This window comes from Streptomyces triticirhizae, assembly GCF_003696235.1.
GTDB classification, from domain to species: Bacteria; Actinomycetota; Actinomycetes; order Streptomycetales; family Streptomycetaceae; genus Streptomyces; species Streptomyces triticirhizae.
On sequence record NZ_RFFJ01000027.1, the window covers coordinates 1 to 19,745 of the forward strand.

15 protein-coding genes and 1 pseudogene are annotated in these 19,745 nt (G+C 74.2%); 6 read left to right on the forward strand and 10 right to left on the reverse strand.

What is annotated here, in order from left to right; translation table 11 throughout:
• Nucleotides 1–126: 126 nt before the first annotated feature.
• Nucleotides 127–846 carry a tryptophan 2,3-dioxygenase family protein gene (locus EBN88_RS07715; protein ID WP_122183045.1) on the reverse strand — a complete coding sequence of 240 codons (720 nt, stop codon included), beginning with the start codon at nt 844–846 and terminating at the stop codon, nt 127–129.
• 204 nt (nt 847–1,050) lie between these two features.
• Between EBN88_RS07715 and EBN88_RS07720 the strand changes: the two are divergent.
• Nucleotides 1,051–3,223, forward strand: a pseudogene (locus EBN88_RS07720) (DEAD/DEAH box helicase).
• Between the two features lie 32 nt (nt 3,224–3,255).
• On the opposite strand, the gene EBN88_RS07725 reads toward EBN88_RS07720, so the two are convergent.
• Nucleotides 3,256–3,723, reverse strand: coding sequence for a MarR family winged helix-turn-helix transcriptional regulator (locus tag EBN88_RS07725; protein WP_122183046.1), 468 nt, complete (start codon nt 3,721–3,723; stop codon nt 3,256–3,258).
• A 113-nt stretch (nt 3,724–3,836) separates the two neighbouring features.
• Between EBN88_RS07725 and EBN88_RS07730 the strand changes: the two genes are divergently transcribed.
• Entirely contained in the window at nt 3,837–4,388 is a 552-nt protein-coding gene (locus EBN88_RS07730; protein ID WP_122183074.1) for a MarR family winged helix-turn-helix transcriptional regulator, read from the forward strand.
• A 507-nt stretch (nt 4,389–4,895) separates the two neighbouring features.
• Nucleotides 4,896–6,926 carry an ABC transporter ATP-binding protein gene (locus EBN88_RS07735; protein ID WP_122183047.1) on the forward strand — a complete coding sequence of 677 codons (2,031 nt, stop codon included), beginning with the start codon at nt 4,896–4,898 and terminating at the stop codon, nt 6,924–6,926.
• 102 nt (nt 6,927–7,028) lie between these two features.
• Here EBN88_RS07735 and EBN88_RS07740 read toward each other — a convergent pair whose 3' ends face one another.
• From EBN88_RS07740 to EBN88_RS07750, 3 genes are all read right to left on the reverse strand, one after another.
• On the reverse strand, nt 7,029–7,562 hold the full coding sequence (locus EBN88_RS07740; RefSeq protein WP_122183048.1) for a ferritin-like domain-containing protein: 534 nt from the start codon (nt 7,560–7,562) through the stop codon (nt 7,029–7,031).
• A 151-nt stretch (nt 7,563–7,713) separates the two neighbouring features.
• Entirely contained in the window at nt 7,714–8,508 is a 795-nt protein-coding gene (locus EBN88_RS07745) for an Fpg/Nei family DNA glycosylase (protein WP_122183049.1), read from the reverse strand.
• A 56-nt stretch (nt 8,509–8,564) separates the two neighbouring features.
• Nucleotides 8,565–8,897 (reverse strand): hypothetical protein, encoded by a 333-nt coding sequence (locus EBN88_RS07750; protein WP_122183050.1) that lies wholly within the window; start codon nt 8,895–8,897, stop codon nt 8,565–8,567.
• A gap of 84 nt (nt 8,898–8,981) precedes the next feature.
• Here EBN88_RS07750 and EBN88_RS07755 point away from each other — a divergent pair, with 84 nt between their 5' ends.
• Nucleotides 8,982–9,809 carry a class I SAM-dependent methyltransferase gene (locus EBN88_RS07755; RefSeq protein ID WP_122183051.1) on the forward strand — a complete coding sequence of 276 codons (828 nt, stop codon included), beginning with the start codon at nt 8,982–8,984 and terminating at the stop codon, nt 9,807–9,809.
• A gap of 243 nt (nt 9,810–10,052) precedes the next feature.
• Nucleotides 10,053–10,796, forward strand: coding sequence for a hypothetical protein (locus tag EBN88_RS07760; RefSeq protein ID WP_122183052.1), 744 nt, complete (start codon nt 10,053–10,055; stop codon nt 10,794–10,796).
• Between the two features lie 71 nt (nt 10,797–10,867).
• On the opposite strand, the gene EBN88_RS07765 is transcribed toward EBN88_RS07760, so the two are convergent.
• The 3 genes from EBN88_RS07765 to EBN88_RS07775 form a co-directional block, all read right to left on the reverse strand.
• Nucleotides 10,868–11,689 carry a hypothetical protein gene (locus EBN88_RS07765; protein WP_122183053.1) on the reverse strand — a complete coding sequence of 274 codons (822 nt, stop codon included), beginning with the start codon at nt 11,687–11,689 and terminating at the stop codon, nt 10,868–10,870.
• Nucleotides 11,690–11,946: 257 nt separating this feature from the next.
• On the reverse strand, nt 11,947–14,490 hold the full coding sequence (locus EBN88_RS07770) for an alpha-L-arabinofuranosidase C-terminal domain-containing protein (protein WP_122183054.1): 2,544 nt from the start codon (nt 14,488–14,490) through the stop codon (nt 11,947–11,949).
• A gap of 842 nt (nt 14,491–15,332) precedes the next feature.
• Entirely contained in the window at nt 15,333–16,463 is a 1,131-nt protein-coding gene (locus tag EBN88_RS07775; protein WP_233580520.1) for a PucR family transcriptional regulator, read from the reverse strand.
• A gap of 376 nt (nt 16,464–16,839) precedes the next feature.
• Between EBN88_RS07775 and EBN88_RS07780 the strand changes: the two genes are divergently transcribed.
• Nucleotides 16,840–17,748: a UbiA family prenyltransferase gene (locus tag EBN88_RS07780; RefSeq protein ID WP_122183055.1), complete on the forward strand. Its 909-nt coding sequence runs from the start codon at nt 16,840–16,842 to the stop codon at nt 17,746–17,748.
• Between the two features lie 66 nt (nt 17,749–17,814).
• On the opposite strand, the gene EBN88_RS07785 is transcribed toward EBN88_RS07780, so the two are convergent.
• Nucleotides 17,815–18,738, reverse strand: coding sequence for a carbohydrate ABC transporter permease (locus EBN88_RS07785; RefSeq protein ID WP_122183056.1), 924 nt, complete (start codon nt 18,736–18,738; stop codon nt 17,815–17,817).
• 17 nt (nt 18,739–18,755) lie between these two features.
• On the reverse strand, nt 18,756–19,712 hold the full coding sequence (locus EBN88_RS07790; protein WP_122183057.1) for a carbohydrate ABC transporter permease: 957 nt from the start codon (nt 19,710–19,712) through the stop codon (nt 18,756–18,758).
• Nucleotides 19,713–19,745: the final 33 nt, after the last annotated feature.

Sequence of the window (19,745 nt, forward strand, 5' to 3'; positions counted from 1 at the left end):
TGAGCGCGGGGCTGGTCGCGGCGGCCCTGGCGGTGGGCGCGTTGGGGCGAGGGGCGTTGCGCGCGGCGGCCCCGCGCCGGAGCGCGCGCGGGCGCGATCCGGAGGGGCGGGCGCCCGTGGGCTGACTCAGTCCTGGGGCCAGGCGGCGGGGAAGAGCCGTCGCCTGGCCGCCCGCCAGAGGTAGTCGGCGCCCTCGGAACCGGCCGTTCCGGGGGCGCCGCCCAGGAACCGTTCGGCCAGCGCGGCGTGTCGGGCGCGCCACAGGGCGGCGGCCTCGTCGAGGGAGAGCAGCGCGGCGCGGACGCGTTCCACCAGTTCGGGCGGGTGCCCGCCCGCGCGGTAGGCGTCGAAGGAGTCGGCGACGGAGGGCGCGGCGAGCCGGGCCCGCAGCCGCTCCCGGTCGGCCTCGGTGAAGCCGCGCGTGCGCAGCAGCCGCTCGTCGCGGAGGCCGCAGAGGAACTCGACCTCGCGCCACTGCACGGACTGGAAGCCGCTGGTGTCGCCCAACTCGACCCGGATGCGGCCGAAGGCGTCGGGGGCGAGGGTGGCCAGGGCGTCGAACTGGCCACCGAGCACGCGCATCACGGTGGGCAGCGGCTCGATCCGCCGCAGCGCCGTCCCGCCGTCCCCGTCGCGCAGCGCCCGCCCGGCGATCTCCAGGTGGCGCAGCAGGACGGCGAACCATATCTCGCACGACTGGTGGGTGGCGAGAAACAGCGTGCGGTCCACGTCGTCCTCGTGGACCCTGGCGACCCGGAGCAGTTCGTCCAGCCGCAGGATCTGTCCGTAGCTGAGCGGCGGTTCGGCGAGCAGGCCGGTACGGTCACCGGCGTCGTTGACGGTCATGCCTCCAGCATCGCACCGATGAGCGGGTAGGGCCCCAGGTGTGCGGGCGGACTCCCGCGTGACGGGGCGGACGGGACGAGAGGGCGCTCGCGCGGCGTTGCGCGCGCCGGCGTGCGCGATGATGGCCGCCGGCACGGGGTCACCAGGGGCGCGAGGGACGCCGGGCGCGAGTGAGGCGGGATGACGGGAACGGGGTGGGGAGGCATGGGCGGGAACGGGGACGCCGTCGGGGGCGGGGGCCGTTTCGCGGCGCGGGAGTTGTGCGCGCGGGCGGAGGCGCTGGTCGCGTCCGCCGAGGCGCTCGTCGCGGACCACGCGCGGGCATGGGAGAGCGCGCGCGAGGCGCTCGCTCCGTTGCGCGCCGAGCTGGTGCGCGCCGAGCTGGCGCGCATCCCGGTCTCCCGGCTGCGCGAGGTGACCTCGGGCCGGCTGCGGGTCGCCGCCCTGGAGGAGGCCGGCTTCGACACGGTGGGCAAGGTGGCCGAGGCGGCGGAGTACCGGCTGCGGCAGGTGCCGGGGGTCGGCGAGGTGTCCGCGCGGCAGGCGCGGGCGGCGGCGGCCGGGATCGCGCGGGCCGCCGAGGAGACGGTGGCCGTTCGGCTGGATATCGACCGGCGCGAGGAGCCGGGCGCCACGGCGCTCGTGGTGGCGCTCGGGCGTCTGGTGGGCGCGGGTCCCGAACTGCCGCGCGCCCGGCGCACGGCGGCGCGACTGACCGGGGAGTTGCGGGCGTTGCTGACGGAGGCGGCGCCGGCGCAGGGCGGCGGCCCGCGCCGCGCTCCCCCGGCTCGCCGCGACGCTGGCCGAACTGACCGAACGCGAGGTGCCGACGCTGCTCGCGCAGGTCTCGACCGACCTGCTGCGCGAGCCGCCCTCCGCGCTCGACGCCTGGCTCGACTTCACCACCAGGTCGGCCGAGTACTACGCCGTGCTGGGCGAACTGACCTCGGGCGCGGCCGAGTTGGCGTCCTCCGAGGGCCTTCTGCCGGCCGAGGTGGCGGCCCGGGTGCGGCTGACGCCGCTGGACGACACCGCGCGCCGGGTCACGCTCCGTGGCTACCAGGAGTTCGGCGCCCGCTTCGCGCTCAGCCAGCGGCGGACGATCCTGGGCGACGAGATGGGCCTGGGCAAGACCGTTCAGGCGCTGGCGGCCCTGGCGCACCTGTGGTCGGCCGAGGGCGCCCGGCACTTCCTGGTGGTCGCGCCGGCGAGCGTGCTGCTCGGCTGGGTGCGGGAGGTCGAGGCGCGCAGCGCGCTGCCGGCGTACCGGCTGCACGGCCAGGACCGGGCGGCGGCGCGCGCGGAGTGGGCGGCGCGCGGCGGGGTCGCGGTCACCACCTTCGACGGGCTGCGGGCGCTGCCGGGTCCCGAAGCGCCGGGGCCCGAGGTGGCGATGCTGGTCGTGGACGAGGCGCACTACGTCAAGAACCGCGCGGCGCTGCGGTCGTTGGCCGTGGCCGCCTGGGCCGAGCGGGTGGAGCGGGTGCTCTTCCTGACGGGAACGCCGATGGAGAACCGGGTCGGCGAGTTCCGCGACCTGGTCCGCTATCTGCGGCCCGCGCTGGCGGACGAGGTCCTGGGGCGGGACGCGGTGGCCGGCGCGGTGGCGTTCCGCAGGGCGGTGGCGCCGGTCTATCTGCGCCGCAACCAGGTGGACGTGCTCGCCGAACTCCCGGAGCTGGTGCGGGTGGACGAGTGGGAGGAGCTGTCGCCGGGGGACCTGGTCGCCTACCGGGCGGCGGTGGCCGGCGGCAGCTTCCCGGCGATGCGCCGCGCGGCCTACGCCGACCCGGCCGGCTCGGCGAAGCTGGGTCGGCTGCGGGAGATCGTGGCCGAGGCCCGGGAGAACGGGTCGAAGGTGCTGGTCTTCTCCTTCTTCCGGGAGGTGTTGGCGACCGTCGGCGCGGCGTTGGGGGAACGGCCGGTGGGCACGATCGACGGCTCGGTGAGCGCGCCGCGCCGGGAGGAGCTGGCGGACCGGTTCGCCGCCGTGGACGGGCACGCGGTGCTGCTGTGCCAGATCCAGGCGGGCGGGGTGGGGCTGAACCTCCAGGCCGCCTCGGTGGTCGTGCTGTGCGAGCCGCAGGTGAAGCCGACCTGGGAGAGCCAGGCGGTGGCGCGCGCGCACCGGATGGGGCAGGTGCGTTCGGTCCAGGTGCACCGGCTGCTGGCGGCGGACAGCGTGGACGAGCGGATGCTGGAGCTGCTGGCCCGCAAGGAGCGCCTCTTCGACCGGTACGCGCGGCACAGCGAGGTGGCGGCCTCGGCCGACGAGGCGGCGGACCTCTCGGAGGCGGCCATCGCGCGGCGCATCGTCGAGGACGAGCAGCGCCGCCTCGCCGGCGAGGCGGCGCCCTCCCCAGGATCGCCGGGCTGAACCTCGGGGCGACCGGCTGAACGGGTCGGCGGTCAGGCCGACTTGGAACGTTCCTCGGCGAGGGCTCGTTCGACGTTCCCGGCCATGGTGGCCAGGGTGTGGACGGTGTCGGTGTACCGCTCGGGGCTGACGCCGGTCAGCAGCAGGGCGCGGGTGCGCTGGACATGGCGGGTCAGCTCGGCGTGAACGGCCGCGCCCCGGTCGGTGAGGGCGAGGGCGTCGGTGTCGGGCTGTCGAACGACCCAGCCGCGCTCGGTCAGGTCGTCGAGCAGCGGGCCGAGCGCCGGCTCGCCCTGCCCCCAGAACGGTGCCAGCGCCTCGCGCAACTCCGCCTCGCCGTGCGGGTGTTGGGCCACCGAGTTGAGCGTCTGCCAGTGTCTGCGGCCGACGCGGTGGTGGGCGAGGGTGGTCTCCAGCTGCTCCTCCAACAGGTTGTGCAGGTGCTTGAGCCAGTAGCCGATCGGCCTGCGGGTCGCGGTCTCCACGGGTTCGCCTCCCATACATGTGTTTGTACATGTAACAGTACATGCGTTGGAACCTGGACCGGGTATCGTTCCGGGCGGGGGTTCCGTGGCCCACCGGCCACGGCGAGCGGAACGGGCAGGAGACGGCGATGGCTTCGGAACGGGGCTCGGCGGAACGGACCGGGGCGAGGGACGGCGGCGCCGAGCGGGAGCTGGCGGCCATCGAGGGCGCGCTGGTCGCGCTGGCGCGGTCGCGCTCCCGGCGCGCGCTGGCGGCGCTCGCCCGCCGGAGGAACGCGCCCCCCGGGCGCCAACCCGACCTGCCGAACGCGGTGTTCGAGCTGCTGGACGCGGTGGCGGCGGCGACCGGGCGCGGGGAGCGGCCCACGGTGGGCGAGTTGGCCACGGCGCTGGGCGTGGACCAGCCACGGGCCAGCCGGCTGGTGGGCCAGGCGGTGTCGGCCGGGGTGCTGCGCCGGGTCGCCGACCGGCACGACGCGCGGCGCTCGCCGGTGGCGCTGACCGCCAGGGGGCGGCGAGCGCTGGAGGGCGTCAGCGCGTTCCGGCGGCAGGTGGTAGGCCAGGCGACCGCCGGCTGGTCGGCGGCCGACCGGCGGGCGCTGGCCAGGCTGTTGCCCCGGCTGGTGCGGGACATGGCGGCCGTGACGGAGGCCGATCCGGCGGGGCGCGCCGACGGGTGAGTGTTTCGCCCGGCGCGCGCTGAGGGCGTGCGCTCATGCCGAGTGCGCCTTCCAGGAGATGTCCGGATACCGCCCCAGCGCCTCGGAGGTCTCGGTCGGGTCGTGGCTCGGTCAACCCGGCCCCCGTCGGCGCCCGTTACCCGGAGCAACGACCGCGAAGGCATCGCCTGAGGCGCGGGGAACGGCCCGAGGGCGGTCGGGCTTCCCATCCGCACAGGGGAGAGCGCCCCCTGGCCGTCGTCGGATGGTTGCGCGACAACCAGCCATGGACAACCGGGCGGCGCCCGGAAATCCCGGCGCGGCTGTCAGACCCCGTCCCTAGGGTGGCCGTTATGTCACTCAGGGTGATGAGAACGGGGCGCGGCCCCGTCTCCTTCGCCCAACGGACCGGCCACGAAAGGCGACGCCCATGCGCCCGCTTCCCCTTCCGCTCCCCCGTCCACCCGCACGACCGACCGCGCCCCGCCGCTCCCCCGACCGCGACCGCGCCCGGACGGGAGGCCGTCGATGAGGGCCCGCCGCCGATCGGCCGGCGCGCGGCGCGGCGCGGCGGACCACGGACCCGAGGTCGAGGTCTCCGCGTCCGAGCGGGAGCTGTTCGGCGGCCAGCTGGTCTATGACACCTCCTGGAGCCAACACGAGGAAGCCCGCTACCAGTTGGACCTGCGCTCGATGATCGGCGGGATGCCGGGGCTGGTCGGGCGCGCCGTCGGGCTCGCCTGGCGGGCCGACCGACGGGCGACGATCCAGGTGGCGGTCGCCGAGCTGCTGCGCGGGGTCAGCCAGGCGCTCGGCCTGCTCGGGGTCAACTGGCTGCTGGCCACGCTGCTCGCCGGCGGCGAGATCACCGAACGCCTGCGGGACGCCGTGCCGGTGGCCGTGCTGCTGGGCCTCGTCGCCGGTCTGGGCGCGGTCTGTGGGGCGGTCTCCACCCTGGCCACCGGCCCGCTGGAGCCCAAGGTCGAACGCCTGGCCAGGGAGCGCTATCTGGAGCGCGCCTACCAGGTGGAGATGCGCGCGATGGAGGACGAGGACTTCCATCGGCTGTTGGAGTCGGCGCAGTACGGGGCGTCCTCGGCGCGCAACATGATCCGGCACGCGGTCTCGGTGATCGCCGCGCTGCTCTCGCTGGCGGCGGCGGGCGCGGTGCTCACCACCCTGCACTGGCTGCTGCTGCCGATGCTGGTGGCCATCGTGCTGCCCCGCGCGCTGGCCACCCTCAGCGTCGCCAGGCGGCGCTACCGCAGCTTCCACCGCTGGGTACAACACAGCAGGGCGGCGGCGATGTTGGGTCGGCTGATGACGGACACGGACGCGGCGCCGGAGATCCGGGTGCACGGCGTCGGGCCGTACGTCCTGCGGCACTTCCGGGGGATGTCAGCCAGTCAGGAGGGCGAGCAGGCGCGCCTGGCGCGGCTCGCGGCGCGCACCGAGCTGCTGGCCGCGCTGTGCGCGGGAGCGGCGGCCCTGGCGACCTACCTGCTGCTGGCCGGCCTGCTGTGGACCGGCGCCATGGCGCTGGCCGCCGCCGGCACGGCGGTGCTGGCCATCCGCACCGGCACGGCCAACCTGGACGGCCTGGTCCGCCAGATCAACTACCTGCACGAGGAGTCGCTGTACGTGGGCGATCTGGACCGGCTGATCGTGGAGTCGGAGCGCCACCGGATTCCCGGGGGCGGCGGGCCGTTGCCCAGCCCGCTGCGGACCATCGAGTTCGACCGGGTCTCCTTCGCCTATCCGGGCGGCAGCGGCGAACCGGTGCTCCGCGACGTGTCGTTGACCCTGCCGGCCGAGGGGGGCGCGGTGGTGGCCCTGGTCGGGGAGAACGGCTCGGGCAAGAGCACCCTGGCCAAGCTGCTCTGCGGCCTCTACCTGCCGGACGGCGGCAGCATCCGGTGGAACGGGGTGGACGTGCGGGAGATGGACCGGCAGGCGGTCTTCGGCCACTGCGCGATCGTGCACCAGGACCACTTCCGCTGGCCGATGACGGCCCGGGTGAACGCCACGATCTCCCGCACCGACCGGCCGGTGGACGAGGAGCGGCTCGCGGACTCGGCCGCGCACGCGGGCGCCGAGCGGCTGGTGGCCGAGTTGCCCCGGGGCTGGGAGACCCTGCTGTCACGCACCTTCAAGGGCGGGCACCAGCTCTCCGGGGGACAGTGGCAACGGCTCGGCATCGCCAGGGCGCACTACCGGGACGCCCCGCTGCTGGTGGTCGACGAGCCGACGGCGGCGCTGGACGCCAGGGCCGAGGCGCGGGTCTTCGAGCAGATCAGGTCGCTGGCGGAACGGGGGCGGACGATCGTGCTGATCACCCACCGCATGGCCTCGGTGCGCCACGCCGACGTGGTCCATGTGCTGCACGAGGGACGGCTGGTGGAGTCGGGCACCCCGGAGGAGCTGTTGGCCGACGAGCGGGGGCACTACCGGGCGCTGCACGACCTTCAGGCCGCCCAGTTCCGGCCGGTGCCCGGGCCGGCCGGGGGCGGGGAGCGACCGAGGGACGGCGCGCGACAGATCGTGGAGGTGGACGGCTGACGGGGACCGGGCGACGGGGTTGACCGGGCCGGCCGCCCCCGGCCCGGGCCACCACGAGACGTGGCAGGAGGAGCCGAGGGCGGAAGGAGACCGGAAACCGCGTCAGATGCCGAGGAGGTCGACGAGGTCGTCGGCGTGGTCTTCCTCCTCCTCCAGGATCGACTCCAACAGCCGCCGGGTGGTGGGATCTTCGTTGCCCAGCCAGCGGATGATCTCCTGGTAGGTGGAGATCACGATACGCTCGGCGAGGAGGTTGTCCTTCAGCATCGTCTTGAGGTCGCCGTCCTTCGGCGTGGTGTAGTCGGTGGTGGCGCGCTGGGCCAGGGTCGCGGGGTCGAAGTCGGGGTCGCCGCCCAGCTGGGAGATGCGTTCGGCCGCGCGCAGCGCGTGGTCCAGCTCCTCCTTGGCGTGCTCGGTGAACTCGGCGGAGACCTGGGCGCGGTCGATGCCGGTGGCGGCGATGGCGTGCCGGGTGTAGCGCAGCCAGCAGACCACCTCGGTCGCCACCACGTCGTTGAGCACCCCGATGACCCGGTCGTGGTTGAGGCCGTAGGTGTCGGTGACCGGTCCTGCCTCCATCCGTGCCCTGGCCTCGTCGCGAATCCGGGTCACATCGAGGACGAAGTCGTCGGTCATGCGGGGTCTCCTTCGTGCGCGGGCCGGCCGCGCGCCCGAGGTGGCGTGGCGGTCTCGGTTCCGGACAGTAGGCAGCCGCCGGGGTCCGCCCCGACCGGCACACGCTGGGCGGGACCGGTCGCGACGCCAATGGAGCAGTGGCGCGAGGCGCTCAGCCGTGGGCGGCCGGCTGGTCGTGGGGGCACCACACGGTGCCGCGTCCGGCGACCCGGCCGTGGGCCAGTTCGGTGCCGCAGCGCGGGCAGGCCCCGGACGGCTCGTCGCGGTGGCCGGTCAGCCAGGAGCGACGCGGCGGCACGCGTCCCGCCCTCACGGAGACCCGGAGCACCTGCTTCAACGCCCGGCTGAGCCGGCCGTGTTGGGCACGGTCGAGCTCGTTGGTGCGGCGGGCCGGGTGGAGGCGGGCGTGCCAGAGGATCTCGTCGGTGAGGAGGTTCCCCAGCCCGGCGACGCGGGACTGGTCCAGCAGGGCCGCCTTCAGCTGGCGCGGCCGCCCGTCGAGCGCGTCCGCGAGCTGCTCGCGGGTGAGGGACAGGGCGTCGGGTCCCTGGTCGGCGAGGAGCCGGTCCACCTCGCCCGGGTCGGCCGCCAGCCACAGGCCCTTGAGCTTGCGCTGGTCGCGGAACCGCAGCTGCTGGTCGTCGTCGAGGGTCAACAGCACCCGGTCGTGGGCGGCCGGCGGTTCGTCTTCGGGTACGCAGACCAGCCGGCCGGTCATCCCGAAGTGGAAGAGCACGGCCGGTCCGCCGGTGTGCATGATCAGCCACTTGCCGTGCCGCTCGGGCTCCGCGACGCGGGCGCCCGTGAGGGCGTCGCGCAGCCGCCGGGCGCCGAGCCCGCCGCGCAGCACGCCCGCGTCCTTCACCCTGACGCCGGTCACTCGGCGCCCCCGCCCGCAGGTGTCCAGCACCCGCCGGTACTCCTCGATGTCCGCCAGCTCCGGCATGGGCCCGACCCTAGGCGCGGCCCGGCGGCCTGGCACGGCGAGCGGGTCCGGCCGGGTCACTCCCCGGTCGGCGCCGCCTCGTCCACGTCCGCCACATCCGCCCGGTCCCCGCGCGCCTCGTTCGGCTGGGCGAACGGGTCGCCCGCGACCCCGGCGAGCCGCACCAGCCCCGGCCCCTGGACGCCGTCGTCGACCAGCGCCCACAGCGTGAACGCGAGCCCGTCGGCGGCGGCCCGCTCCCGCGCCCAGCCCAGGACCTCCTCCACGTCCGCGCCCCGCACCTCGTACTCGTCGGCGACGTTCACCCGCCGGTCCCAGAACGAGACCCGGTAGACCGCGTCGTCGTCTTCCCAGCGGGTGTCCCTGGGGTCCCGGCCCTCGATCCGCACGGGAACGACGGTAGGCCGGCGCGGGCGGGGCCGGTACCGGATAACGCGTTGCGCGGCGGTCAACGTCGCCCGCAGGATGGCCGGATGAGCGAGGAGCGAACCGACGACGACGGCTATGCGGAGCTGGTGGCCGAGGGGCTCACCGCTCCCTTCGAGGGGTGGGACTTCGGCCCGTGGCACGGGCGCCTGACGGACCCCGAGGGCGACCTGCCCTGGAGCTACGAGGGCCTGGTGCGCGAGCGGCTGCCCCGGGTGGGGTCGTTGCTGGACCTGGGCACCGGCGGCGGGGAGTTCCTGTCCTCGCTGGCCCCGCTGCCCGCGCGGACGGCCGCGACCGAGGGCTATCCGCCCAACGTCCCGGTGGCCAGGCGCCGACTCGCACCGCTGGGCGTGGAGGTCGCCGCGCTCGACGAGAACGGCGAGAACGGCGAACTGCCGTTCCCCGATGGTTCGTTCGAGCTGGTGATCAGCCGGCACACCGCCTACGACCCCGACGAGCTGCGCCGGGTGCTGACCGACGACGGGGTGTTCGTCACCCAGCAGGTGGGCGGCCTGGACCTGGCGGAGATCAACGCGGCCCTGGGCGCCCCCGAGCACGCCTACCACGACTTCTGTCGGAACTCGGCCAGCCGGGAACTGGTGGACGCCGGGTGGACCGTGGACTGGTCGGCGGAGGCCCGGGTGCCCGAACGCCTGCCGGACATCGGGGCGTTGGTGCTCTTCCTGCGGATCACCCCCTGGCAGGTCCCGGACTTCGACGTGGCGCGGTACGACGCCCGGCTGCGGGCGCTGCACCGCGCGATGCGCGCGGGCCGGCCGCTGGAGGTGAGCTGCCACCGCTTCGCGCTGGTGGCCCACCCCAACGGGAAGGGCCGAAACCCCACGGCGAACGCCCCGGGGGCGCTACCCTGAGACAGGCACCCGGGAACTCCCCACCCCAACTCACCGCCACGACACGCCAACTCGCCGCGTTGGTCGACAACTCCCCCCAGATGGTGGCGAACCACGCCCACATGTCGGACATCTCGCGATCGTGGCGGCTCCCGGTACCGTGAGCGGGCACGCACGGCGGGCCGTGGGGCCCGGGGAACGCCCGGCCCGCCGCCCGACGTTCCCCCGGCGACGGCCGACGCGAGAACCAGGGACGGACGGACCATGGCACGCGACATCACCCGCCATCTGACGGAGGCGCTCGACGCCTGGCAGCGGGCCAGGAACCTGCGGGAGGCCGGGCGGACCACCCGCGCGGGGATGGTCTACCAGCGCGGGATCAACGCGTTCCTGCTCCACCGCACCCTGCTGCGCCGCGCGGAGAGCGAGGCCGGGTCGGCGCCGCGCACCGACCTCACGCCCGTTCTCTTCGCGCTCGGTGCCGTGACCCGCGAGGGCGTGCCGGTGATCGAGGCGGCCAGGTCGCGCAGGTTCGCGACCCTGCACGCCCGCACCGGGCTGGCCGCCGCGCATCTGGCCGACCCCAGCCGGGGCGTACCCGAGTCGATCGGCCCGACCCTCTCGGGCCCGCCGGAGCGGCTGCCCCGGGTGGCGCCCGGCGACGAGGCGCCCGTTCCGGCCGACGAGCGGATCGCCGGCGCCGCGTCCTCCCGGCTGCTGATGGCCCGTCTGATGGCGGAGTACCCGGCGGTGTTGGCCAGGGAACGGCGGCGGTGGACGGTGACGGACGAGGAGCCGTTGCCGTTCGTCCGGGAGCGGCGCCGGTTTCGCGGCGCGGTGCTGCCCGGCTGCGTCGGGCTCGACCACCGGGCGGAGACCCGCAGGCTGGCGGGCGACGGGGTGCGGATCTACACGGAGTTGACCCGCGTGCTCCCCGTCTACCGACCCGCCCTGGACCGGGCCAGGGACGATCTGGCGGCCGTCCAGGCGCGCCTCGGCGAGGGCTGAGCCCTTCCCGGGCGGCGCGGCCGACGCCTCGGCACCGCGCGGCCCCACCGGCGCCGGGGACCCGGCCGGGTTCAGCCCTCGCAGCCGACCCGCTCCTTGGCCAGCACCACGTCGTCCAGCAGCAGGTCGTAGGAGGTCGGGTACGGGTCGACCTGGTAGAGCTGCCAGCCGACGCGCACCGTGTCGAACTCGGGGAAGACGAAGTCGACCTGCTCGCCGCCGTGTTGGGTGGTGGTGACGGTCAGGTCGGGCTGGTGTTCGCCGTCCAGCCAGACGTCGACCCGGTTGTCGGAGGCGTCCTGGCGCCACTCCACGCAGGTCCAGCGCCCGGCCTCGGCCGGGGCCGACTCCCGCCAGTCCGTCCAGTCCCCGGTGGGCCCGCCGTCGGAGCCGACGCCCCACAGCGCCACCCCGTCGCCCACCTCGGGCACATACTGGCCGCCGATCGGCCGCACCAGCGTGCCGTCGCCCTCGCCCGCCGCCTCGACCAGCGTGAAGTGCGCCCAGTCGGGTTCGGTGGGGAACGCCGCGACGAAGAGGTCCATCCGCCCGTAGAAGCTGTTCCCCGGCGCCTCGAAGTCCTCGACGGTCAGGAACGCGTGGCCGTTGCCCTCGGTGCGCACGGCGAGGGCCTGGCCGTCCTCGGCGCGCTCGTCGTCCACCACGGTGAGGCCGCCGTCGCGGGTGTCGACGCCCCAGCTCGCCTCGGTGACCTCGCCGGGCGGCAGCAGCTCGAAGTCCTCGCAGAAGAGGAACTCCCGCTGGTCGGTGGCGCAGTTGATCTCCGGGTCCGGGGTGGGGCAGGCTGCGGCCGTCGCGGTGGCGGAGACGAGCAGGCCGGCGGCGGCGAGCACCGTGGCCAGACGCCGGTGGGTGGCGGTGCGGGGGATCATGGGGAACTCCGCTCGATGGCTGAATGTCGGACGGTGGCTTGCGGACGCCCACGGGGTGCGCCGCCTCTTGGGAGCGCTCCCATTCACGCTCGAACGGAACCATAGGCCAGCGGACCGGCGTCCACCAGATGTCGTCCCCGGTTGATGCGTCGGCGGACGGATCAACCGGGGACGAGTCCCAACTCGCCGCGTCGGCCGAGCGGTTGACCATGCCCGGCCGGCGCGGCCCGGCGCGGCCGAGCCGGCTCCTCCGGCTCCTACGGCCCGGTCGGTATCCGCAGGAAGGTGACCGAGTTCGGCGGGAAGGTGTAGCCGAACGTGTTGGCCACGCCCTCGAACGTCGAGGTCTCCGGCTGGATCGGCCGCTCGGTGCGGGTGTTGACCGCCTCCGGGTCGCCCTGGAGCACGGTGACCTCGGCCGTGTCGCCGACCTGGACTTCGTTCCCGAGGTCGATGGCGGTGCGGGCCGCGTCGTCCTGGGCGTTGACCACCTTGACGATCAGCTCGCCGGTCTCCGTGTCGCGGGTGACCACCTGCCGGAAGGGTTCGGCGACCGCGTCGTCGGTGAAGATGCCCCACTCCTGTCCGTCGAGCAGCAGCGTGACCTCGCGCCCGCGCACCCGGACCTCGATGTCATAGGCGCGGCCCTCCTCGATGGTGGTGGTGTCGCCCTCCAGCACCGGGCTCCTGGCGCCGTCGACGCCGCGCTCCACGGCCGAGCGGGTGTTGCCCCAGCCGCCCAGGTTCCACCAGTAGTAGTTGCCGGTGTCCCGCACGCCGAAGGCGATCAGGAAGCCCTCCTGGCCGGACCGCTTGGTGGCGGTGAGCCTCAGGTCGTAGTCGGTCCAGCCGGTGTCGCCGGCGATGACCAGGGCGTCCTCCACGCCGGCGTCGGTCTGGGCGTAGGCGCCGTCGACGACCTGCCAACTCCCGTTGCCGTTGCCGCTCCAGCGGTCCGCGCCGCCGGAGAAGTCGTCGGCGAACAGGGTCTCGCCGTCGGCCGAGGTGACCTCGACGTCGTCGTAGGTGGCGCTGGTCAGCCAGGTGCCCAGGCCGATGCCGCCGGTGATGGGCTCCTGTTCGATCGGGGTCGTGCTGGCCTGGCTGGGGACGACCTCGTGGCCCCGGTTGACGCTGAAGAGCCTCTGCACCTCGTAGCTGGCCGACGGCCAGGACTCACGGTTGTCGAACCAGATCAGGTCGGGGTGCCACTGGTAGCCGTCCTCCATGGCGAGGAGCGGCGCGTAGGAGGCCATCTTCACCACGTCGGCGTTGCGCTCCAGGCCGGTGAGGAAGGAGGCCTCGGCGAGCGCGTTGTAGAAGGTGTTGTCCCGGGAGGCGTACTCGCCCAGGAAGACGTCGGGGCCCTCGCGGTCGTAGGAGTCGTAGCGGTCGTTGTTCTCCAGGAACCAGCCGGGGTCGTTGTAGTAGTGCTCGTCGACCATGTCGACGCCGCCCTCGGTGTTGAGCCGCCACAGGTCGTCGAAGAGCGGGCCGCTGGAGCCGGGGCCCGAGTTGCTGACGACGGTGATCTCGGGGTACTCGGCCTCGATGGCGGCGCGGAAGCGCTCGAAGTTGGCGTAGAACTCCTCGGCGAGGTTCTCCTCGTTGCCGATGGCGACATGGGTGAGGCCGAACGGTTCGGGGTGGCCCATCTCGGCGCGCAGCCCGCCCCAGGTGGAGTCGGCGGGGCCGTTGGCGAACTCGATCAGGTCGAGGGCGTCCTGGATGTGGCGTTGGAGCAGCTCGGGGTCGTCGGTGTGGTGGTTCTCGCCACAGCCGGTGACCAGGGCGGGGAGCACGGGCAGCGGCATGGCGCCGATGTCCTCGCTGAACTGGAAGTACTCGAAGTACCCGAGCCCGTAGGACTGGTTGTAGCCCCAGAAGTTGTGGTTGGTGGGCCGTTCCTCGACGGGTCCGACGGTCTCCTTCCACTGGAAGGAGCGTTCCCTCGGGAAGTCGGGCGCCTCGTAGGCCTCGTGGGTGCCGGTGTTGACGATGCAGCCGCCGGGGAAGCGGACGAAGCTCGGCTCCAGGTCCGCGACGGCCTGGGCGAGGTCGGGGCGCAGGCCGTTGGGGCGGTCGCGGAAGGTGTTCTGGGGGAAGAGCGAGACCATGTCGAGCGCGACGCTGCCGGCGCCGCCGGCGACGACCTCGACCTGGCCGGCGTCGGTGGTGGCGTCGGCGGTGAGGGTGCCCTGATACCTCGTCCACTCCCCCGAGGTGACCTCGACGGTCAACGGGCTGGCCAGCGCGGTCCCCTGCTCGTCCCTCAGGGTGACGGTGAGAGGGGTGGCGGGCTGGTCGGTCCTGGCCCAGACGGAGAAGTCGTAGCCGGCGCCCTCGGTGAGGGCGATCCCGCCCCAGCCGGCGTTGGCGAGGCCGAAGCCGGCGTCGGCCGAGCCTCCGTCGCCGTTGAGGGCCAGCCGCAGGTAGTTGCGGTTCCTCTCGTTGAGGCGGCCGTCGTCGTCGACCACCTCGGCGGTGCCGCTCGCGCCGGCGGAGACCTCGCGCCACCCGGTGAGCGGGGTGTAGGAGGCGTTGTCCTGCGTGGTGAACTCGAAGGAGCGGTTCCGCACCAGTTCGGCGTAGAGTCCGCCGTCGGCCGCGTGGTTGATGTCCTCGAAGAAGACGCCGTACATCGTCTCCTCGATGGTGGGGCCGGTGGCGCCCGCGTCGACGGAGAGGGTGTAGTCGGTCTCCGCCGCGGCGGGGTCGGCCACCGTGGGTGGAGCCACGACGAGCGCGCCGGCGATCAGCGCTCCCGTGGTGAGACCCGTCCTGAGTCTCCTGCTTGCCATGCGGTCTCCCGAAGTCGTCCCTGCTTCTGGTCTCGCATCGAAGGCCACCCGCGCAACATCCGAGATATCGAACGCCGCCCAGGCATCCGAACGGACCATAGAGGCGCCCCCATGGACCGTCAACACCTCACGCCGGCACCGGAGTCGCGCGGCCGCACCGGAGTGAGGCGGGAGGCGTGCGAGCTGGGTGAACGGGCCCACACTTCACGTGACTGGCATTAAAGAAGCGTTAAGATTGCCGGGTTCAGGCAATGAAAATCGCATCTCAGGAATGGCATCATCAAGTCACCAGCAGGAAGCGGTGGCAACGGGAGCGAAGGCTCCCGGGGTGGTTGCCCGATGTCGGCATGACGGCGTTGGACGCCCCACCACGGCGGGTCCCCCGGCGGGGTGTGCGACGGCGACGTCGCGTCCGGGAGGCTCCACCGTCCGTCACCGTAGGTGGGCCCGACGCGCGCCGGGGGGCCGGGCCGGGCCCACCGCTGGTGCCGCCGGGGTGGGCGGCGAGGGGGGAAGGGGGAAGGGCGCGGCCCCGCGAGGGGGCGGCCCGGCCGGGCCGGACGCCCGGGCGTGACCGAACGCGAGAGGGCCGAGGGGCGAGCGGGGGAAGATCTCGCCCCGAGGTCGGGTGGGGGTTTCGGTGACGCGGGCGTCCGACGGCGGCGGCGCATCCGGCGGGGGGCCGGGCGCCGGCGCGGGCCGGGCTCGGGGCCGCGCCAACCAGGCTGGATGGGCAGGGAGTTGAGCGGCCTCACCCATCGGGTCGGGTGGGTGCCTCGGCGGTGGGGGCCGCCGGGGCACCCGGGCGTTCGCCCGGCGGGGGCCGCGCCCACGCGCCGGGCTCACAGCTCCTGTTCGGGCCAGCCCAGTAGCCGGGCGCCGATCACCGCCGTCTGGAGGGTGTAGCGCTGGAACGGGTCGGCCGGGTCGGCGCCGGTGAGCTGCTCTATCCGCTTCAGCCGGTAGGTGAACGCCCGCACGCTCAGCGAGAGCCGACGGGCCGCCTCCGCCGCGACACAGCCGGCGTCGAAGTAGGCGTTCAACGTCCGCACCAGCTCCCCCGCGCCGCCGCGCGCCCCGCGCAGCGGGCCGAGCACGGTGCTCACCAGGTCGGCCATGGCGTGCCGGTCCCTGGTGAGCACGGGGAAGACCAGCAGCTCGGAGGCGCGCAGCACCACGGGCTCCAGGCGCAGCCGGTCGGCCAACTCCAGGGCGCTCAGCGCCTCCTCGTAGGACTGCACCACGCCGCCGGGGCCCGGGTGGGCCCGGCCGATGGCGACCCGGCAGCCGCGTTCGGTGGTGCCCTCCATGGCCAGGGCGACCCGGGCCTGTTCGGCGAAGTACTCGACGACGTCGGGCTGGTGGCCGGGGGCGACACAGACCAGCCGGGCGTCCTTGGTGGTCAGCAGCACCCGGCGCGGGCCGAAGCGGGTGGTCAGCGCGGTCTCGACGCGCCGGGTCAACGGGTCGGTGTCGTCGTGGGGTTGGTCGCCCCTGGCGACGGCGACCGTGTGGGTGTGGGCGAGTTGGAGGCCGAAGCGCTCGGCGCGCGCCGAGAGGTCGCCCAGGTCGCTGCGGCCGTGCAGCAGGTCGTCGATGAACTCCCGGCGGGCCGCCTCGTCCCGGCGCACCGCGACCAGCTGGGCCCGTTCGTAGCCCTCGGCCAGCGCGTCCACGGCCTGTTCGGACGCGGCCAGCACACAGGTGGCGGCCGAGCGCACCTGGCGGACGCCGGACGCGTCGCTGGCGCCTGGGAGGTCGGGCCAGGCGGCCCTGGCCAGGGCCAGATGGGCCCGGACCACCTCGCGCAGCCCCAGCCCCTCGCGCGCCGCCCGCTCCCCCAACTCCCGCAGTTCGTGCACCTCGGCCCGGGTCAGCCGGCGGCCGGTCGTCGCGACCTCGGCCAGGATCTCGGCGTAACTCTCCAGACGGAGACCGTCCGGATGGTGAGCGGATATCGCCCGATAGGCCACGCGTTCTCCCCGTTCCCTTCCCCGGCCCGGGGGCCCGTCTCCGTCCCCCGTCGGGCCGACCCGCGCGCCCGGCGAGCGGGCGTTCCCCGTCGTGCGCGCCTGGTTCGCCCGGGGGCGCGCTGGCGCGCCCAGCCTATGCGGCGGCGCCGCGCGGGGGCCGCCAGGGTGTCCGGGGGCGCGCGACGCCCGTTGCGCGCCCTACCCGCTGAGGGTGAACGGCCCGACACTCGTCCGGGGTGGGACACCGGGGAACGCCCCGGCGCTACCGCGAGGAAGACGCGACAAGGTACGCGAAGGCACACGAGTCAACCAGCCGGTGCCGAACGACAGCCAGCGGCCGAGGACGGTCGGTGACAGCCAGGGAAGAGGCGAGGCGATGCGGGTCCGCACGGACAGCCACGGGGGGCACGGGAGCGAGTGGGGAGGGGGCGGGCCGCCGGGACGGGTGCCGTCGGCGGCCCGGGCCTGGGCGCGGGCGGCGCACCCCGTTCCGGTGCTGGTGGTCACCGGGTTGACGGTCTGCCTGGCGGTGAGCGTGGGCCACCCGCCGGGCTCCGCCGCGCTGGTCGCCCTGGCCGTGTTCGCCGGGCAGCTCTCGGTGGGCTGGCTCAACGACCTGGTGGACGCGGCCAGGGACGCGCGGGCCGGGCGGCTCGCCAAGCCGGTGGCGCAGGGGCGGCTCGCGCCCGCCTCGGTGGCCGGGATGGTGCTCAGCTCGGCCCTCCTGGCCACGGCGCTGACCGCGCTCTGCGGGCGAAGGGCCGCGCTGGCCCACCTGTTGGCGCTGGCCTCGGCGTGGGTCTACGACCTGGGGATCAAGGCCACGGCCTGGTCGGTGCTGCCCTATCTGGTCTCCTTCGGCCTGCTGCCCGGCGTGGTCACCTTCGCGCTGCCCGGCTCCCCGCCGCCCCCGCCGTGGCTGGTGCTCTCCGGCGCGCTGCTGGGGTGCGCGGCGCACTTCGTCAACACGCTCCCCGACCTGGCCGACGACGCCCGGGTCGGGGTGCGCGGGCTGCCCCACCGGCTGGGCCCTGCGGGCAGCCGGGTGGCGGCGGCGTTGGCACTGCTGGGCTCCGCGCTGGCCCTGGGCGGGGCGGCCCGACTCGGCGGCGCGCTGAGCCTGTTGGCGTTGGCGGCCGCCGCGCTGACGGCGGTCGCCGGGCTGCTGTGGCTGGGCAGCGGGCGCGGCGGGGTGCGGCTGGCGTTCCCCACCGTGCTGCTGGTGGCCGCGCTGGAGATGGGGCTGCTGCTGACGGCGGGCCTGCCCTCGGGCGCGGCCGGGTAGGGCCGGCGGCCGCGTGGCCCGGCCCCGCCGGCGGCGGAGCGGGCACGCCCAACCGCAGGCGGCCGCTCAGCCCTTGACCGCGCCCTGCATGATGCCGCCGACGATCTGCCGGCCGAAGACCACGAACATCACCAGCAGCGGCAGCGTGCCCAGCAGCGCGCCCGCCATGATCACCGACTGGTCGCGCACATAGCCCGCGCTCAGCCGGGTCAGGGCGACGGGAACGGTGAGGTTGGAGTCGTCCAGGGCGATATAGGGCCAGAAGAAGTCGTTCCAGGCGTGCACGAAGGTGATCATGAACAGCACCGCCATCGCCGGCCTGGCCACCGGGAGCACCACGCTCCAGAAGATCCGCAGCGCGTGGGCGCCGTCCACCCGGGCCGCCTCCACCAGCTCGTCGGGCAGCGCGTCGGCCAGGTACTGCCGCATGAAGAACACGCCCACGGCGCTGACCAGCGTCGGGAAGATCACCGAGGGCAGCGAGCCGCCCAGACCCAGGTCGCTCATCAGCATGAACAGCGGGACGACGCCGAGTTGGGGCGGCACCATCATGGTGCCGATCACCAGCATCAGCAGGATGTTGCGGCCCCGGAAGCGCAGCTTGGCGAACGCGAAGCCGGCCAGGGTGGCGAAGAGGACGGTGGAGGTGGCGATCACCGTGGCCACCACCAGGCTGTTGGCCATGGCCGCGCCCAACCCGGCGTCCTGCCAGGCGGCCCTGAGGTTGGTGAACAGGTTGGGCCCGGGCAGGAACGGCGGAGGGCTCTGGGTGACCCGGGTGTTGTCGGTGGAGGCGGCCACCATGGTCCAGTAGAGCGGGAAGAGCGAGAGCAGGGCGGCCAGCCCCAGCAGCACATAGGCCACCGGGCCGCCGTGGTGCTGCCGCCCGGCGCCAGGCCGGAAGCGCGAACGCCGGCGCGCGCCCCCGTCGTCGGGCGCGCGCTCCGCCTGCGCGAGCCCCTCGGCGTCCTTGAGAATCCGCGTGGTCATCGTCGGCGACGCTCCTGTCAGGCTCGGCGGGACAGCACGCGCCGCAGCACGCGGTGCAGCACGAAGAGAAGGATCAACAGCAGGAACATCGCCCAGGCCACGGTCGCGGCCCGGCCCATCTGGTAGTTGCGCCAGCCCTCCTCGTAGAGCAGCAGGCCCAGCGTCTGGTACTGGTTGTCCGCGCCGCCGGTGATCCCGTTGACGCCCTGCCCGAAGATCAGGGGCTCGCCGAAGAGTTGGGTGGCGCCGATGGTGGACAGCACGATGGTGAAGACGATGGTGGGCCGGATGCCGGGGACCGTGACCCGCAGGAACTGCTGCCAGCGGGAGGCCCCGTCGATCGCCGCCGCCTCGTAGCGCTCGCGCGGGATGGCCTGCATCGCGGCCAGGTAGAGCAGCGCGTTGTAGCCGGTCCAACGCCAGATCACCATGCAGGAGATGGCGATCTGGGCGGGCCACTTGCGGCTCTCCCAGTCGATGTTGTCGAAACCGAACAGGCCAAGACCCCAGTTGATCATCCCGAAGTCACGCTCGAACAGCATCGTGAACACCAGCGCCGCCGCGCCCACCGAGGTGGCGTAGGGCGTCAGCGCCGCGACCCGGAAGAACGCCGAGCCGCGCAGCCTGTAGTTGAGCAGATGGGCCAGGCCCAGGGCCATCAACAGCTGGGGAACGGTGGAGATCACGCCGATGGTGAACGTGTTGGCCAGCGCGTTCCAGAAGCGGTCGTCGCTCCACAGCGCGGTGTAGTTGTCGAGCCTGAGCCACTCCATCCGATCCATCGTGGCCAGCTCGACCCGGTGCAGGGAGACCCAGAAGGTGAAGATCAGCGGGTAGGCGCTGAAGGCGGCGAAGATGACGAAGAACGGGGCGATGAAGGCGTAGGGCGCGACGCGCAGGTCGAGACGGTGCGGCAGGTCGCGCCAGCGCCGCCGCCGTTCCCTTGCCGGGGGCGCCGGAGTGCGGGTGGCCACGGCTGGCTGGTCCTTTCCTTGGGTGGCCCGGGG